Below are 16,646 nucleotides of genomic sequence, written 5' to 3'. Positions count from 1 at the left end.
GCCCGGTCCCATTCCGAACCCGGAAGCTAAGGCCACCTGCGCCGATGGTACTGCACTCGACAGGGTGTGGGAGAGTAGGACACCGCCGGAACATCCTTCACGATAGGGGACCCAGACTCTGGGTCCCCTATCGTCGTTTGGGCACCTTTTGGTCCCATTACGTTGCCGCATCTCTGCCCCAGGCTCGGCACGTGCTTGAATGCAGGGGGCCTGAAGAGCAAATTTCTTGGAACCTAGAAAGGGATCACCGTGTCGGAGCAGAACGACGGTCGGAAGTCCTTCCGACGCGGCGAGGGATCCGATCGCCCCTCCCACGGTGGCTCGAGCGGCGGTTCCGGCGAAAAGCGCGGCTTCCGCCGCAACGACTCCGGCGACCGCCCCACCAACTCCAGCCGCGGCGACTCCGCCGGCGGCCAGCGCAGCGGTTCCAGCGATCGCGGCAACTACAACCGCGGCAGCGACGACCGCGGCGGCTTCAGACGCAACAACGATTCCGGCGACCGCGGCGGCTCCGGCCGCAGCGACGACCGCGGCGGTTTCAAGCGCAACAACGACTCGGGCGACCGCGGCGGCTTCCGGCGCGACGACAACTCCGGCGACCGGGGCGGCTTCAACCGCAGTGGCTCGGGCGATCGCGGCGGTTTCAAGCGCAACAACGATTCCGGCGACCGCGGTGGTTTCAACCGCAGTGGTTCCGGTGACCGAGGCGCCAGCCGTGGCGATGACCGCGGCGGCTTCAAACGTGACAGCGGTTCGGATGACCGTGGCGGCTTCAACCGCGGCGGCGACGATCGCGGCGGCTTCAAGCGAAGCAATGATTCCGGCGATCGCGGTGGTTTCAACCGCAGTGGCTCGGGCGACCGAGGTGGCTCGGGCCGTAGCGACGATCGCGGCGGCTTCAACCGCAGCGGCGGCTCCTCCGATCGTGGCGGTTTCAAGCGCGACGGAGCCTCCAGCGACCGCGGTGGCTTCAAGCGGAACAATGATTCCGGTGATCGTGGTGGCTACAGCCGTGGCGGTTCCTCCGACGATCGCGGCGGTTTCAAACGGAACAATGATTCCGGTGATCGTGGCGGTTACAACCGTGGCGGTTCCTCCGACGACCGTGGCGGTTTCAAGCGCAACAACGACTCGGGCGACCGTGGTGGTTTCAATCGCAGCGGTGGTTCCTCCGACCGTGGCGGCTACAACCGTGGTGGTGACGACCGCCCCGGCTTCAAGCGCGAAGGTTCCTCCGACCGCGGTGGTTTCAAGCGCGACAGCGATTCCGGTGGTCGTGGCGGCTACGGCCGTGGCGGTTCCTCCGACGACCGTGGCGGTTTCAGGCGCAACAACGACTCGGGCGACCGTGGCGGTTTCAGGCGCAACAACGATTCAGATGAGCGTGGCGGATTCAAGCGCGACGGCAATTCGTCCGATCGTGGCGGTTTCAAGCGCAGCGACTCGGGTGAGCATGGCGGTTTCAACCGCGGCGGCGGCTCTGGTGACCGCGGCGGGTTCAAGCGCGGCGGTGACCGCGAGGACCGCTTCGGTGACGACCGTCGTCGTGGCGGGGAAGGCAGCCGCGTCGGTGAGGGTGGCCGCAATCTGGACCGTCGGCCGCCCCGCCCGGAAGAGCCGGATCTGCCGGACGACGTGCAGGCCTCCGATCTCGAGATGGCGGTTCGCCGCGACCTGCTGACCCTGGACAAGGGCAATGCGGAGACCGTGGCCCGCCACCTGGTGATGGCCGCCCGCCTGATCGACGACGACCCGGCTCTCGCCCTGGCTCACGCCCGCGCGGCCCGGCAGCGCGCCGGCCGTATCGCCGTGGTCCGCGAAACCGCCGGCGTCACCGCCTACCACGCGGGTGAATGGGCCGAAGCCCTCTCCGAACTCCGCACCGCCCGCCGCATGTCCGGCGGCTCCGGCCTGCTGGCCGTCATGGCCGACTGCGAACGCGGCCTCGGCCGCCCGGAACGCGCCATCGAACTGGGCCGCAGCGACGAGGCCCGCGAGCTCACCGGCGACGAGGCCATCGAACTCCGCATCGTCGTCGCCGGCGCCCGCATGGACCTGGGCGAGTTCGACCAGGCCGTCGTCACCCTGCAAACCCCCGACCTGGACCCCGCCAAAACCGGCTCCTCCTACGCCCGCCTCTTCTACGCCTACGCCGATGCCTTAGTAGCCGCCGGCCGCACCGACGAGGGCCTCACCTGGTTCCTCAACGCCGCCTCCGCCGACCTCGACGACGAAACCGACGCCGAAGACCGCGCCCAAGAACTCACCGGCGACCTGTAACCCCAACCCCACCAAACGACCTGCTTGGCACTGACAAGCAGGTCGTTTGCTGTCTGAACACGATCAAAAGTCCAGGTTGACAGTCACTCGCCGTCCTCGGGGAACGCTGCCCAGTCAGATCTCCTCGACAAAGAGGTCGGCGGCATGGGTGATGGTTGCTGCCCGCCGCACCCAGCTCCTCAATCTCTCGAGATCGGTGCAGGCCCGGATTCGCGTGCGGGCGTCATCCGGAACTGCGATGCCACGTTCATCGAGGATGAGGAAGATGGTGTTGCCCAGCTCCTGGACGGCGCCCTGTTCGCGCAATAGGTTCGAGGTCTCCGAGCGAAAGAACGACAGGTCGATCGACATGAGTTTCCTCCAGAGCTGAGTGGCTTTCGAGTCGCGGCCGAGAGCCAGTTCGGTCAGTTCGGCGAAGATGTTGTGTTCGGCGATTTCGCCGGTGTCCCGGAGAGCGGCGGCGAACGTCCTCAGTATCTCATCGACGTCGGGTTCTGTGGCGTGGGTGATTGCGGACAATGCAGCTAGGGGGATGTCGGACGCCGCAGTGGCAACATCGGTTACACGGGGCACATTGTGGGGGCCGAGGACGAGTGGGCGGACGGCCAGGCTGGGCCAGAGGGGCATACCGACGTGGAGTGGGCCTTCTACCCAGGCGGCGGTTGTCTTGTCCTGGCAGATGACCAGTAGGACGATCGGCAGTTGGTATTTCGAGTGCAGGTAGGCGAGGTAGTAGGCCCAGGCTGCTGGTTTGTGGTTGTTCTGTCTTCGTTGGGCTTCGACGAGTAGTAGGAAGGGGCCGTGGCTGGAGCCGATGCGGAGGATGGTGTCGGCTCGGCGTTCGATGGGCGCCGGTTCGGTCAGATCTGTTGAGAGCAAAGCAACTTCGTGGGGGTCGGGGAAGGGGAGGCCCAGGGTGCGGAAGGCTCGGGCGAAGGTGCCTGGGTCGTGCTGGAAGAGGCGGTGCATTGCCTCGTGCTGAGGACTGACCATAGTGGTTAAAGTAATCAGGGATGCGAAAGTTTGTTCGGGCTGGGCGAGATTGGGCGGTCGGGGGCGGTGAGTTGGCGGACACGCTCACCGGGGTGTCGGGCAACTCGCTGGCGAGCTGGGCGGGTGAATAGGAACGGTGCTGGGGGAGTGGGGGTTTGGGGGTGGGGGTCGAATTCGGGTTGCGCGCTGGTGAATTCGTGGCCAAGCTGGGGTGACACGGGTCGTAGAATCGCAGGCGAGGGGTGGTCTCATGATCAGGCGAATGCGGTCGTTGAGTGCGATGCTGCTGGTTGCCATGGCGGCTGCGGTGGCGGGGTGTGATTCGGGGCCGCCGGCGAGTACCGGGGTCACGGTGGGGCCGGTGCAGCCGATGCCGCCGAGGGCCGCGGAGATCACCAGTGCGCCGAATCAGCGCGGCGATGAATCCTGTGACGCGACAGTGAGTTTGCGGCCGGGTGCGTTGCCGCCGCGCGGGGCGATGCCGGCCGGGAGTTCGATGGCGCGGATCGTGGCGAACGGGCGGGTGCGGGTCGGGGTGGCGCAGGACGGGTATCTGTTCGGGTTCCGGAATCCGCGCACGGGGGCGCTGGAGGGGTTCGATATCGATATCGCCAAGGAACTCGCGCGGGATCTGTTCGGCGATGAGTCGAAGATCGATCTGGTGCCGCTGAGTTCGGCGGAGCGGATTCCGGCGTTGCGCGGCGACCGGGTGGATCTGGTGGTGAATTCCTTCTCCACCACCTGCGAGCGGGACAAGGAGATCGACTTCTCCACGGTCTACTACGTGTCCGAGCAGAAGGTTCTGGTGGTCGCGAATTCCGGAATCCGGTCCGCGACGGATCTGGCGGGCAAGCGGGTGTGCAGCGTCACCGGCACCACCTCGCTCGAGCCGCTGTTCGAGTTGCCGAACCGGCCGACGGTGATCGGTATGCAGACCTGGACCGACTGTCTGGTCGCCTTGCAGCAGGGCGCCGCCGAGGCGATCAGCACGGACGCGCCGATCCTGCACGGCCTGGCGTTGCAGGACAACAACCTGGCGGTGGTCGGCCCGCCGATGGCGTTCGACTCCTACGCCATCGGAATCCCCGACGGCAAAACCGATCTGGTCCGTTTCGTCAACGCCAGCCTGGACCGGATGCGTTCCGACGGCACCTGGCAGGCGCTGTATCAGAAGCATCTGAGCCGCCTCGGTCCGTCACCGGGCCCGCCGGCCCCGAAGTACCGGGACTGAAAGCCGCTGGCTCCGCCCAGGTTTCAGGGCTCGCTCGCAACCGGCGGACATGTCGTGAATTTTGTGTCGGCAGGCTGGCGTAGGGTTCTTGCCGAGGTATTTCGGCTTACTACGCCAGACACAGAGCGAGAGTGGTGTGACGCGGTTACGAGATCGCTATGAGGCCTTACTGCTGGACCTGGACGGCACGCTGTACCGGGGTCCGGTAGTGATCGAGGGCGCTCCGGAGGCCCTGGCCGAGGCGGCGCGAGAGCAGCGCCTGGTCTACGTCACCAACAACGCCAGCCGGGCGCCGGAGACGGTGGCCGAGCACTTGGCGGAGCTGGGTTTCCCGGCCACCACCGAGGACGTGGCGACCAGCGCGCAGGCCGCCGCCCGCCTGCTGGCCGAGCGGCTGGACCAGGGCGCGACCGTGCTGGTGGTGGGTTCCGACGACCTGGCCGCCGAGGTCAACGCGGTCGGCCTGCAACCGATCCGCCGCTTCAACGGCAATGCGCCCGCCGCTGTGGTGCAAGGACATTCGCCGCAGACCGGCTGGCCGGACCTGGCCGAGGCCGCCTACGCGCTGAGCGCGCAAGCGCTGTGGATCGCCGCGAACACCGACAAGACCCTGCCGAACGAGCGCGGCCTGGCCCCGGGCAACGGCTCGATGGTGGCCGCCCTGCGCACGGCGTCCGGCCGGGAGCCGATCGTTGCGGGCAAACCGTTCGCCCCGCTCATGGAAGACGCGCTGAACCGGGCCGGCACCCGCAGCGCCCTCGTGGTCGGCGACCGTTTGGACACCGACATCGAAGGCGCCAACACCGTCGGCCTGGATTCCCTGCTGGTCCTGACCGGCGTGAGCACCCTCGACGAATTGCGCGATGCGCCCGCGGAACTGATCCCGACTTTCGTCGCCGATTCCCTGGACGCCCTGAACCATCCGCCCGTCGATTTCGAGCCCGGCGGCGACCTGGCCGAGCGCCTGCGACGCCATCCCGGCCGCGCGGTGACGGTGCGCGCGTCCCCTACCGATATCCGATAGCGTTGTCCTCACGATGACTACTCCGCTTCCCACCCGATTGGATCAGCAATGACCGCGCCCGGCTTCGAGGGGCCTCGTCCCGGCATCCCGCTGCCGGGGCAGCATCTCGCCGCGCAGGGCCGCCCGGAAGCCGCCGACCCGGCGCGGATCACGGCCGAGGTCGACAGCCTGCTGGCGGAGCTCGAGGTCCGTTCCGACGCCTACGACTCGGCCGCGACCAGCGCCGAGTCCGGTGTCGACATCACCCGCCGGGCCCGCATCCTGGAGCAGGCGCACGAGGTGCTGGTGCAGGCCCTTGCCACGGTGGACAAGATCTGAGGTGGCCAGGCGCGCGCGGGTGGACGCCGAACTGGTTCGCCGCGGGTTGGCGCGATCGCGGGAGCACGCGGTCGAGCTGATCGGCGCGGGCCGCGTCCTGATCAATGGTGCGGTGGCGACGAAACCGGCGACCCAGGTCGATCCGGCCGCTCCGCTGCTGGTGCGGGCGGAGCCCGATGAGGTGTCGTGGGCGTCGCGCGGCGCGCACAAGCTGATCGGCGCGCTGGCGGCGTTCGGCCCGAGTTCGGCGCCGGCGGGAACCGACGGGGTGCGCGAACCCAGCGTGACGGTGGCGGGTAAGCGCTGTCTCGACGCGGGTGCGTCGACCGGTGGATTCACCGACGTGCTGCTCTCCGAAGGGGCGAAAGAGGTCGCGGCGGTCGACGTCGGCTACGGCCAGCTGATCTGGCGCTTGCAGAACGACGACCGGGTCCAGGTCTTCGACCGAACCAACGTCCGCGGCGTCACCCCGGAATCCATCGGCGGCCCAGTCGAATTGGTGGTCGGTGACCTGTCGTTCATCTCCCTGGCCCTGGTGCTGCCCGCGCTGGCGGCCTGCGCCGCCCCCGGCGCGGACCTGCTGCCGATGGTCAAACCGCAGTTCGAGGTCGGCAAGGAGCGCCTCGGCGCGGGCGGTGTGGTGCGCGACCCCGCGTTGCGCGCCGAAACCGTGCGCGAGGTCGCCGCGGCCGCCGCCGCACTGGGGTTGCGTACGCTCGGCGTGGTGGCCAGCCCCCTGCCCGGTCCGTCGGGCAATGTCGAATATTTCCTGTGGCTGCGCAAGGATGGGCAGTTCAGCTATGACGCCGACGAGGTAGCCGCCTTGGTCGAGCGTGCGGTCGAGGAGGGTCCACAGTGAGCGCGGAGCCGACAGGCCGGGAGATCCTGCTGATCTCGCACCCCGGACGGGCCGAGATCATCGAAACCGCGCACCGGGTCGCGAAGATCTTCGCCGACGCGGGCATCGGTTTGCGGGTGCTGGCCGACGAGGCCGACAGCACGCGTTTCGAATGCGAGGATCCCGCCCGGGACGTGCTGGCCAGCGCGGAACCCGGCGGATACCCGGCCAAGGTGGTCGACCACTGCCCGGACGCGGCGGTCGGCTGCGAAATGGTGCTGGTGCTCGGCGGTGACGGCACCTTCCTGCGCGCCGCCGAACTCGCGCGGTCCGCGGCGGTGCCGGTGCTGGGAATCAACCTGGGCCGCATCGGATTCCTGACCGAGGCCGAGGCCGAGCACCTGGACGAGGCGCTGGCCCAGGTGGTGCGCGGCGACTACCGGATCGAACACCGCATGACCATCGATCTGGCGGTCCGGGTGAACGACGAGATCGTCGAGACCGGCTGGGCGCTCAACGAAGCCAGCATCGAGAACGCCTCCCGCATGGGCGTGCTCGAGGTGGTGCTCGAGGTCGACGGCCGCCCGGTGTCCTCGTTCGGCTGCGACGGGGTCCTCATCTCCACCCCGACCGGTTCGACCGCCTACGCCTTCTCCGCGGGCGGCCCGGTGGTGTGGCCGGAACTCGAAGCGCTGCTGGTGATTCCGAGCAACGCGCACGCCCTGTTCGCGCGTCCGCTGGTGACCAGCCCGGAGTCGCGGATCGCCGTCGAGTCGGTGGCCACGGGGCACGATGCGATAGTTTTCCTGGATGGCAGGCGCACCATGGCCTTGCCGCGCGGGGGCCGGGTGGAAGCGGTCCGCGGCGCCGAACCGGTGCGGTGGGTGCGGCTGGATTCCGCGCCCTTCGCGGACCGGATGGTGCGCAAGTTCCAATTGCCCGTGACCGGCTGGCGCGGCCGACGGCGAACGGAGAGCACGCATGCTGACCGAGATCAGGATTGATGGCTTAGGTGTCATATCCACTGCCACAGCGCAATTCCATGAGGGCCTGACCGTCCTCACCGGTGAGACCGGCGCCGGTAAGACCATGGTGGTCACCAGCCTGCACCTGCTCAGCGGGGCGCGGGCCGACGCGGGCCGGGTCCGGCTGGGCGCGGCCCGCGCGGTGGTGGAGGGCCGGTTCACCGTCGAGGATGTCAACGACGCCGCCCGCGCCGAGGTCGGCGAGGTGCTGGAAGCCGCCGCGGCGCAAGCCGACGACGACGGCAGTGTCATCGCGATCCGCACGGTCGGCAGCGACGGGCGTTCCCGCGCGCACCTGGGCGGTCGCAGCGTGCCCGCCTCGGTGCTCGCCGATTTCACCGCGCCGCTGCTCACGGTGCACGGCCAGAACGATCAGCTCCGTTTGCAGCGCCCCGAACAGCAGCTCGCCGCACTGGACCAGTTCGCCGGCGACACCATCGGCCCGCTGCTGCGCAAATACGGGGTGGCCCGGCGTTCCTGGCTGGACGCGCGGTCGGAGCTGCTGGAACGGACCGCGCGCAGCCGCGAGCTCGCGCTCGAAGCCGATCGGTTGCAGTACGCGCTCAACGAAATCGACGCCGTCGCACCCGAACCCGGTGAGGACAAGCGCATCCTCGACGAGGTGCGCCGCCTCAGCGACCTGGATTCGCTGCGCGAGGCCGCCGCCACCTCCCATGACGCGCTGGCCGGTCCGGCCGAGGCGCCGGAGGACAATTCGGGTGCGCTGGCCGCCCTCGGCCTGGCCCGGGCCCGCATCGAATCCTCCGACGACCCGAAGCTGATCGCGCTCGCGCCGCGCCTGGAAGACGCCATCGCGGTCGTCGTCGACGTGACCACCGAACTGAGCAGCTACCTCTCGGACCTGCCCTCGGATCCGGGCGCGCTCGATTCGCTGCTCACCCGCCAGGCCGAATTGAAGGGCCTGACCCGCAAATACGCCTCCGACGTCGACGGCGTGATCGCCTGGGCCGAGGACGCCCGCACCCGCCTCGGCTCGCTGGACGTCTCCGAGGAAGCTCTCGCGAAGCTGTCCGCCGAGGTCGATATCGCGGCCGAGCGGGTCCGCGAGGCCGCGCGCAAGCTGACCACCGCGCGCACGAAGTCGGCGGGCAAACTGGCCGCGGCGGTCAGCGCCGAACTCGGCGGCTTGGCGATGGGCAAGGCGCGCTTGGAAGTCGAGGTGCGCCCGATTCCGGCGAGCCCGCAGGATTCCGCGCCGCTCACCGTCGCGGGCAAGGATCTGCACGCCGGTCCCGCCGGTGTGGACGAGGTGGAATTCCGGCTGTCCGCGCATTCGGGCGCGCAGTCGCTGCCGTTGAGCAAGAGCGCTTCCGGCGGTGAGCTCTCCCGGGTGATGCTGGCGCTGGAAGTGGTGCTCGCCAGCTCCGATCATGGCGCCACCATGGTCTTCGACGAGGTCGACGCCGGTGTCGGCGGTCGCGCGGCGGTGGAGATCGGCCGCCGGCTGGCCCGGCTGGCCCGGACCCATCAGGTCATCGTGGTGACGCACCTGCCGCAGGTCGCGGCTTTCGCCGACACGCACTTGGTCGTCGACAAGTCCGACGACGGAAAAGGCAAGGTGAACAGCGGTGTTCGCGCCCTGACCAAGGATGAGCGCGTGATCGAGCTGGCCCGCATGCTGGCCGGTCTCGACGACACCGAGACCGGCCGCGCCCACGCGGAGGAGCTGCTCGAGACCGCGAAGTCCGAGCGGGCCAACGCTTAGCGCAGGGCTTTCTTCGCGCCGCCGAGGAACTGGTTGATCAGCGTCTTCAGGCCGAGCTCGAGCACCTTGGCCGGCACCGGCAGGCTCGGCTCGGATTCCATCGTGTAGTTCACCACGGTGCTGTTGTTGTCCGCGTCGGCGAAGGTGATGGTGCCGACGTGCCGCTTCACCGGCGCACCCTTGATGATCTTGTATTCCATCCGCTCGTTCGGGACCAGCGCGGTGGTCTCCTCGGTGATCCCGAGCCCGCCGACGCCGATCAGGTACTGGGCGCCCACTCCCGAGGCGGCGCCCGGCTTCTTCAGCGTGAAGTTCACGACCGGCAGGTAGGGGCCGATGCCGTCGCGCTCGGTGAAGAACTTGTAGACGACGTCGCGCGGGGCGGCGATGACCGTCTCGACCGTGCTGGTAACCATGGCGCAATCTCCTGTTCGAACTGTCTGTGACGGAAGCATATAGGTATCGACGCACTCTCTCGTGACCTCGGGCACCCCGTGCCTTCTCGACTTTCGCCGGTCCGGCTCGCCGGTTATGCTCATGCCCGATTTCAAACTGCCTGGCGGCCTGCATTTTTGGCGGAAGATCGGAATTTGTCACAGTCATCGAATCCTGACGGCGAGGCGTATAAACCCGCCGTATCGGGCCCGCGATTGCCCTCTCGGACTCTGCTCCTCTGTCTCGGCGTGAGCGCCGTGGTGGTAGCCGGCGCCGTCTGGGCCGCGCCGGGCGATTTCCGCATCCCGTTGCTGGTCGGTGCCGTGCTCGCGGCGCTGCTGGTGTGCGCCAGCGTGACGGCGGCGGTGTACTTCCGGGAGGAGGCGCTGCGCACCCGCCGGGCGGCGGCGACCTCCAATACCGACGCCGCCGCGATCATCGCCGCGGCGAACGAGGCCACCACCAAGCAGGCCTGGGAGATCAAGAACAGCGAGAACCGCCGGGCCGCCGCCATGGCGGCCTTCGCCGGCGCCGCGGGCCGCATGCAGGCGATGACCACCTCGATGCTGGCCGAGCTGCGCGAAATGGAGCACCGCCACGCCGACCCCAAGGTGCTCGCGGACCTGCTCGAACTCGACCACCGCACCGCACAGGCCGGGCGGCTGGCCGACAGCATCGCGGTCCTCAGCGGCGCCCGCACCGGCCGCCGCTGGGCGAAACCGATTGCGATGGAATCGATTCTGCGTGGCGCGATGGGCCGCGTCGCGGGCTATCAGCGGGTCCGGATGCGCGCGGTCGCCGAGATCGCGGTCGCCGGGCACGCCGCCGAGGGCCTGATGCACACCCTGGCCGAACTGCTCGACAACGCCTGCAACTTCTCTCCGCCGACCACCGAGGTGCATGTCTACGCCGCCGAGGTGCCGGCGGGCGTGGTCCTCACCATCGAGGACTCCGGCCTGGTGATGAGCGAATCGGCGCTGCGCCGCGCCGAACAGGCGGTCTCCGGGCAGGGCCGGGACAACAACCGGGGCTCGGACCTGTCCTCGCTGACCGGTACCCGACTAGGGCTGGCCGTGGTCGGGCACCTGGCCCGCAAGCACGGCCTCACCGTCTCCTACCGGCCCTCGGCCATCGGCGGCACCGCCGTGGTCGTCGTGGTCCCGCGTGATCTGACCGCCCGCCTGGAACGCACCACCGCGCCGATGACGGCGCTCACCCCGCCGACCACCGGCCGCAATCGCCTCGTCGAAGCGCTGGAACCCGTTGCCGCGCAGACCGCACCGCAGCTCACCGCACCGGGCCCGCTGCCCGTGGGCACCGAAACCACCTCCGGGGTCGTCGATTCCGGGCTACCCAAGCGCCGTCGCGGCAGCACCCTGGCCGCGGTGCACCCCGAGGGTCTGCCCGACGCCCGGATGGAACCCACTCCGCCCCCGCCCGTATCGCGGCCCTCGGCGTTCGGCGCGTTCCAGCGCGCCGTGGCGCCGCGCGACACCACCCCGGACACCCTCTCGAACAGCAACGGCGCTGACGCTCTACCCCCTGTCCCTTCCGTTGCCGTGGAGAACGAACGATGACAACCACCGTGCCGTCCCAGCTGGGATGGCTCCTGGAACAACTGCTGACCCGTACCCCCGGAACCCGCCACGCCCTGCTGCTGTCCGGCGATGGCCTCAAGATCTGCCACACCCCCGAGCTCAGCGTCGACAGCGCCGATCAGCTGGCCGCCATCTCGGCCGGCATCCAGAGCCTCGCGCACGGCGCCTCCGTCGAATTCGGTAACGGCCGCGGCGGTGTGCGCCAGTCCATGACCGAGTTCTACGGCGGCATCCTGTTCGTCGTCGAGGCCGGGATGGGCGCGCATATCGCGGTCGTGGCCAGTGAGGACGCCGACGCCGGCCTGATCGGGCACAACATGCGGGAGCTGGTCGAACAGCTCGGCCACTATCTCGCGGCCAAGCCGCGGGTCGGATCGGCACGACAATGACCCGGCCCGGCCGTCCTGGGCGCGACGACGCTCCGGATCGGCTCTACACACTGACCGGCGGCCGCAGTAAACCGGATTCCGACAGCTTCGACCTGGTCACCTTGGTGGTCACCGAATCCGATCCGACCCCGGGCATGCAGTCCGAGCATGTCGCGATCCTGCGCATGTGCACCGCGCCGACCGCGGTGGTCGAGATCGCGGCGGAGCTGCGGCTGCCGGTCGGCATCGCCACCATCCTGCTCTCGGATCTGCTGGACATGGGCAAGATCACTGTGCGGCATCCGCAGTCCGTGCCCAGTTCGCCTGGCACGCCGTGGACTTCGCTGCCGGACGCCTCCACCCTCGAGAAGGTGCTCGTTGGACTTCGCAAGCTCTGACACCCGCCCGGTGCGGGCCGACGCGCCACTGCCCGCCAGTACCAGCCAAGGCTTGAAGGTCGTCATCGTCGGCGGTTTCGGGGTCGGCAAGACCACGCTGGTGCGCTCGGTCAGCGAGATCCGCCCGCTCGACACCGAGGCGACGATGACCCAGAGCAGCGTCGGCATCGACGATCTGAGCGCGGTGCGCGGAAAGTCCACCACCACGGTCGCTTTCGACTTCGGCCGGATCTCCATCGACGACGAGCATGTGCTCTACCTGTTCGGCGCGCCGGGGCAGGAACGGTTCTGGTTCCTGTGGGACCGGTTGTTCGCCGGTGCGCTCGGCGCGATCGTGCTGGTCGACCAGCGCCGCATCGCCGACTCCTGGTACGCCATCGACCGGCTGGAATCCACCGGGACGCCGTTCATCGTGGCGTGCAACAACTTCGGGGGCGGGCACCGGCTCGAAGACGTCCGCGACGCGCTGGATCTGGATCCGCGGGTGCCGCTGCTCGACTGCGACGCCCGCTCGCGCGAGTCGAGCAAGGAGGTGCTGATCGCCTTGGTCGAGCACCTCTACGCAGCTAGGGAGGAACACGTCGGATGACGCTGCCCAACAGTGGTGATATCGCCTTCACCGGTGACAGCATCCCCTCGGGTTGCCCGGTGCAACACGACTCCGGCGCGGTTCCGCTCAGTGGCCCGCGCTTCCATACCGATCCGCAGCAGCTCTATCGCGAGATGCGCCGCGAGCACGGCCCGATCGTGGCCGTCGAGTTGCCGGGCGGGTTCCCGGCCTGGCTGGTGGTCGGCTATCGCGAACTGCATCAGGTGACCAGCGATCCGGACCTGTTCCCGCGCGATGTCGGCCTGTGGAATCAGTGGCCCAACATTCCCGAGGACTGGCCGCTGCTACCGATGGTCGGGCATCCGATGCCCTCGATCTACTTCACCGCAGGGGCCGAGCATCGCCGGCACGTGTCGATGGTGGAACCGGCGCTGGAGTCGGTGGACCCGTTCGAATTGCGCCGCACCTGTGAGGAGATCGCCGATCGCCTGATCGACGGCTTCTGCGGGCGCGGCACGGCCGAGATCGTCACCGACTACGCCGAGCCGCTGCCGGTGCTGGTCCTCGCCCGGATCATGGGCTTTCCGGATGAGGAAGGCCCGGAGCTGGCCTGGGTCATGAAGACCTTCACCGACGGCGGCGCCGACGCCCAGCAGGCGCACCTGCGTTTCGCCGAGCTGTGCGGGAAGCTGATGGCCACCAAGAAGGGCATGCCGGGTCATGATCTGACCTCGCGGATGCTGGCCCATCCCGAGCCGTTCACCGACCAGGAATACGTCATGGACGTCATGGCGGTCACCGCGGCCGGGTATCTGCCGACCGCGGACTGGATCGGCAATTCGGTGCGGCTCATGCTCACCGACGACCGGTTCGCCGCCGCGCTGGGCGGTGGCCGGCGCAGTGTCGGGCAGGCCATGAACGAGGTGCTCTGGGAGGACACCCCGACCCAGATCCTGGCCGGCCGCTGGGCCGCGCGGGACACCCGGCTCGCCGACAAGATCATCCGCGCCGGTGATCTGCTGCTGCTGGGCCTGGGCGCGGCGAACGCCGATCCGCATGTGCGCCAGCATGTGTCGAGCACCGAACCGGCGCACTCCGGCAACAGCGCGCACTTCTCCTTCAGCTACGGCGAATATCGCTGCCCGTTCCCGGCGCAGCAGATCGCCGAGATCATCGCCCGGACCGGGATCGAAGTGCTGCTGGACCGGCTGCCCGATATCGATCTCTCCGTCCCCGCCCAGACCCTGGTGCGCCGGCCCTCCGCGTTCCTGCGCGGAATGACCTCGCTACCAGTTGTTTTCACCCCAGTTCGTGCAGTCGGAGGGACGCTGTAATGCAGGAATGTCCACATAGGGAGACCATCACCATCGATCCGATGGTGGGTGATCTCGTGGGGGAGACCGCGCGGCTGCGCGCGGCCGGACGGCTGACCAAGATCGATCTGCTCGGGGTTCCGGCCTGGACGGTGACCGAGCACGCGCTGGCCCGCCAGCTGCTCACCGATACCCGCCTGGTCAAGGACATCAACGCCTGGTCGCTGTGGTCCGCCGGCGCGGTCACCGACCAGTGGCCGCTGATCGGCATGATCCTGGTGGACCGTTCGATGTTCAGCGTCGACGGCTCCGAACACCGCCGGCTCCGCCTCAAGACCACCCAGGCGCTGAGCCGCAAGCGGCTCGAGGATCTGCGGCCCACCATCGAGAGCATCACCGCCGAACTGCTCGACGACCTGGCGAAAGCCGGCGCGGCGGGCGAGGTCGTCGATCTGAAGACGGTGTTCGCCTACCCGCTGCCGATGCGGGTCATCGGCAAGCTCATGGGCGTCGATCCGGCCGACGAGGCGCTGCTGCTGGGCTGGTACAAGAAGTTCTTCTCGGTGATGACCCCGCAGGACGAGCGCCTGCGGGTGATCGCCGACATGGACGTCTACTTCACGAACATGGTGAAGCAGAAGACGGCCACCCCGTCCGACGACCTGACCTCCGCGCTGATCCAGGCCACCGACGGCGGCGAACCGCTGACCGAGGAAGAGGTGATCGGCAACCTGAAAGCGCTGGTCGCCGCGGGCCACGAAACCACCGTCAGCCTGATCGTGAACGCGGTGCGCGCCCTGTCCGCCCACCCCGAGCAGCTGAGCGCGCTGCGCACCGGTGAGCGGGAGTGGACCGAGGCGGTGGAGGAGACGCTGCGCTACGACGGCCCGGTGAACCATCTGCTGATGCGGTTCGCCACCGAGGACATCACGGTCGGCGACATGGTGATCGAGAAGGGCGACGGTGTGGTGATGTCCTACCGCGCCATCGGCCGCGACACCGACCTGCACGGCGCCGACGCCGACGAGTTCGATCTGACCCGTCCGACCGCGGGCCGGAACATGTCCTTCGGGTACGGCCCGCACATCTGCCCGGGCGCCGCACTGGCCAGGATGGAAGCCGGGATCGCGTTGCCCGCCTTGTTCGGCCGCTTCCCGGAACTGCGCCTCGCAGTGCCCGACGGTGAGCTGGTAAACCTGCCGGTTATGACCCAGAACGACCTGGCGGCGTTCCCGATCCACCTGGGTAATTAAGGCGCGACCTGGGAGTATGGTCGGCGCGCCTCCACTAAAGGTTGAGGTTTTGTGACCATCATCGGCCCATGAAGATGTTGGCTCTGTTGTCGAAGAACACCGAAACGTTACCCGGTCTGACCGGTGTGGCCCGGGTGGATCGCAACACCCGGCGTCTGCTGCGACGGGTCGGTCCGGGCGATGTCGTCGTGCTCGACGAACTCGATCTGGACCGGCTCACCGCCGATCGGCTCGTCGCGGCCGGAGTCGTCGCGGTGATCAACACCTCGCCGTCGATCTCCGGCCGCTACCCCAATCTGGGCCCGGAAACCTTGGTGGCCAACGGAATTCTGCTGCTGGACACGGTCTGCCCCGATGCCTTCACCAGAGTCAAGGACGGCAGCAAGGTCCGCATCGACGAGGGCGTCGTCTACGCGGACAGATTGACCAAGAAGGAACCGGAAGTGCTGCTCGAGGGGGTGCGGCTGACCGACGCGGTCATCGTGGAGCGGATGGTGGACGCCCGCACCGGGCTCTCCGATCATCTGGAAGCGTTCGCGGGCAACGCCATCGAGTTCATTCGCACCGAGAGCCCGCTGCTGATCGACGGTGTGGGGATTCCGCAGTTGCAGCTGTCGATGAAGGACCGCCACGTCGTGGTGGTCGCCGACGGACCCGAGCACGCGGCTGATCTCAAGGCGCTCAAGCCGTTCATCAAGGAGTACGCGCCGGTCCTGGTCGGTGTCGGCGGGGGCGCGGACACCCTGGTGAAGCAGGGTTATCAGCCGGATCTGATCGTCGGCGATCCGGAGGAAATCAGTACCGCCACCCTGAAATCCGGCGCCGAGGTGATCCTGCCCGCCGACACCGACGGCCACGCCAAAGGCCTGGAGCGCATTCAGGATCTCGGTATCGGCGCCACCACCTTCCCGTCCTCGGGCGCACCCGCCGACCTGGCGCTGCTGCTGGCCGGACACCACGACGCCGCGCTGATCGTCATCGCCGGCGCGCCCACCTCGCTCGACGACTTCTTCGACGCCGGCCGCCGCGACAGCTGCCCCGCCACCTTCCTGACCCGGCTCAAGCTGGGCACCAAGCTGATGGACGCCAAGGCCGTGGCGACGCTGTATCGCAGCCGGATGTCCGGGGTCGGCATCTCGATGGTGGTGCTGGCCGCGCTGATCGCGATCATCGTGGTGCTGCTGGCCTCGAACTCGGCCGGCGAGGTCCTCGACTGGGTAAGCCTCACCTGGGACCGCGCGCTGCTCTGGGCTCGGGATACGGTCCACGGTCTGCTCTGATCGCCACGCTCTCGAC

General features: G+C 68.5%; 15 protein-coding genes, 1 rRNA gene and 1 pseudogene. 15 read left to right on the top strand and 2 right to left on the bottom strand.

Annotated features, from left to right (window positions below; all coding sequences use genetic code 11):
* Together rrf and AB0M14_RS29615 are read left to right on the top strand one after the other, a co-directional pair.
* Positions 1-91: ribosomal RNA gene (gene rrf / locus AB0M14_RS29620) — 5S ribosomal RNA — on the top strand; the annotation flags it as partial.
* 1,166 nt (positions 92-1,257) lie between these two features.
* Positions 1,258-2,280, top strand: a pseudogene (locus AB0M14_RS29615) (hypothetical protein); the annotation flags it as partial.
* A 114-nt stretch (positions 2,281-2,394) separates the two neighbouring features.
* Here the strand turns inward: AB0M14_RS29615 and AB0M14_RS29610 are convergent.
* Entirely contained in the window at positions 2,395-3,273 is an 879-nt protein-coding gene (locus AB0M14_RS29610) for a hypothetical protein (RefSeq protein WP_365000476.1), read from the bottom strand.
* A 262-nt stretch (positions 3,274-3,535) separates the two neighbouring features.
* Between AB0M14_RS29610 and AB0M14_RS29605 the strand changes: the two genes are divergently transcribed.
* The 6 genes from AB0M14_RS29605 to recN all read left to right on the top strand — a co-directional run bounded on the left by AB0M14_RS29605 (position 3,536) and on the right by recN (position 9,435).
* The gene (locus AB0M14_RS29605) at positions 3,536-4,504 is read left to right on the top strand and encodes a glutamate ABC transporter substrate-binding protein (RefSeq protein WP_365000475.1); all 969 of its coding nucleotides are present in this window, start codon (positions 3,536-3,538) and stop codon (positions 4,502-4,504) included.
* Positions 4,505-4,640: 136 nt separating this feature from the next.
* A complete protein-coding gene (locus AB0M14_RS29600) occupies positions 4,641-5,528 on the top strand; it encodes an HAD-IIA family hydrolase (protein WP_365000473.1) in 888 nt (295 codons plus the stop codon).
* A 48-nt stretch (positions 5,529-5,576) separates the two neighbouring features.
* The gene (locus tag AB0M14_RS29595; RefSeq protein WP_365000471.1) at positions 5,577-5,846 is read left to right on the top strand and encodes a hypothetical protein; all 270 of its coding nucleotides are present in this window, start codon (positions 5,577-5,579) and stop codon (positions 5,844-5,846) included.
* Position 5,847: 1 nt separating this feature from the next.
* Positions 5,848-6,705, top strand: coding sequence for a TlyA family RNA methyltransferase (locus tag AB0M14_RS29590; protein WP_365000468.1), 858 nt, complete (start codon positions 5,848-5,850; stop codon positions 6,703-6,705).
* Positions 6,702-7,688, top strand: a complete 987-nt coding sequence (locus tag AB0M14_RS29585; RefSeq protein WP_365000466.1) for an NAD kinase — start codon at positions 6,702-6,704, stop codon at positions 7,686-7,688. Before AB0M14_RS29590 ends, AB0M14_RS29585 begins: the two co-directional genes overlap by 4 nt.
* Entirely contained in the window at positions 7,666-9,435 is a 1,770-nt protein-coding gene (recN, locus tag AB0M14_RS29580) for a DNA repair protein RecN (RefSeq protein ID WP_365000464.1), read from the top strand. The genes AB0M14_RS29585 and recN overlap by 23 nt, the downstream gene beginning before the upstream one ends.
* On the opposite strand, the gene AB0M14_RS29575 is transcribed toward recN, so the two are convergent.
* A complete protein-coding gene (locus tag AB0M14_RS29575) occupies positions 9,432-9,851 on the bottom strand; it encodes an SRPBCC family protein (RefSeq protein WP_365000462.1) in 420 nt (139 codons plus the stop codon). The two genes, recN and AB0M14_RS29575, sit on opposite strands and share 4 nt — an antisense overlap.
* A gap of 267 nt (positions 9,852-10,118) precedes the next feature.
* Between AB0M14_RS29575 and AB0M14_RS29570 the strand changes: the two genes are divergently transcribed.
* The 7 genes from AB0M14_RS29570 (at position 10,119) to steA (ending at position 16,630) form a co-directional block, all read left to right on the top strand.
* Positions 10,119-11,447, top strand: a complete 1,329-nt coding sequence (locus AB0M14_RS29570; RefSeq protein WP_365000460.1) for an ATP-binding protein — start codon at positions 10,119-10,121, stop codon at positions 11,445-11,447.
* Positions 11,444-11,857 (top strand): roadblock/LC7 domain-containing protein, encoded by a 414-nt coding sequence (locus tag AB0M14_RS29565; RefSeq protein ID WP_365000459.1) that lies wholly within the window; start codon positions 11,444-11,446, stop codon positions 11,855-11,857. Before AB0M14_RS29570 ends, AB0M14_RS29565 begins: the two co-directional genes overlap by 4 nt.
* Entirely contained in the window at positions 11,854-12,234 is a 381-nt protein-coding gene (locus AB0M14_RS29560; RefSeq protein WP_365000457.1) for a DUF742 domain-containing protein, read from the top strand. The genes AB0M14_RS29565 and AB0M14_RS29560 overlap by 4 nt, the downstream gene beginning before the upstream one ends.
* A gap of 28 nt (positions 12,235-12,262) precedes the next feature.
* Positions 12,263-12,823 (top strand): ATP/GTP-binding protein, encoded by a 561-nt coding sequence (locus AB0M14_RS29555; RefSeq protein WP_365000528.1) that lies wholly within the window; start codon positions 12,263-12,265, stop codon positions 12,821-12,823.
* Positions 12,820-14,118 carry a cytochrome P450 gene (locus AB0M14_RS29550; protein WP_365000455.1) on the top strand — a complete coding sequence of 433 codons (1,299 nt, stop codon included), beginning with the start codon at positions 12,820-12,822 and terminating at the stop codon, positions 14,116-14,118. Before AB0M14_RS29555 ends, AB0M14_RS29550 begins: the two co-directional genes overlap by 4 nt.
* A gap of 41 nt (positions 14,119-14,159) precedes the next feature.
* Positions 14,160-15,350, top strand: coding sequence for a cytochrome P450 (locus tag AB0M14_RS29545; RefSeq protein WP_365000453.1), 1,191 nt, complete (start codon positions 14,160-14,162; stop codon positions 15,348-15,350).
* 68 nt (positions 15,351-15,418) lie between these two features.
* Positions 15,419-16,630: a putative cytokinetic ring protein SteA gene (steA, locus tag AB0M14_RS29540; protein ID WP_365000451.1), complete on the top strand. Its 1,212-nt coding sequence runs from the start codon at positions 15,419-15,421 to the stop codon at positions 16,628-16,630.
* Positions 16,631-16,646 lie beyond the last annotated feature (16 nt).

It is taken from the genome of Nocardia sp. NPDC051832 (genome assembly GCF_040681285.1).
In the GTDB taxonomy this organism is placed as follows: domain Bacteria; phylum Actinomycetota; class Actinomycetes; order Mycobacteriales; family Mycobacteriaceae; genus Nocardia.
This window is presented reverse-complemented; position numbering and strand designations above follow the sequence as displayed.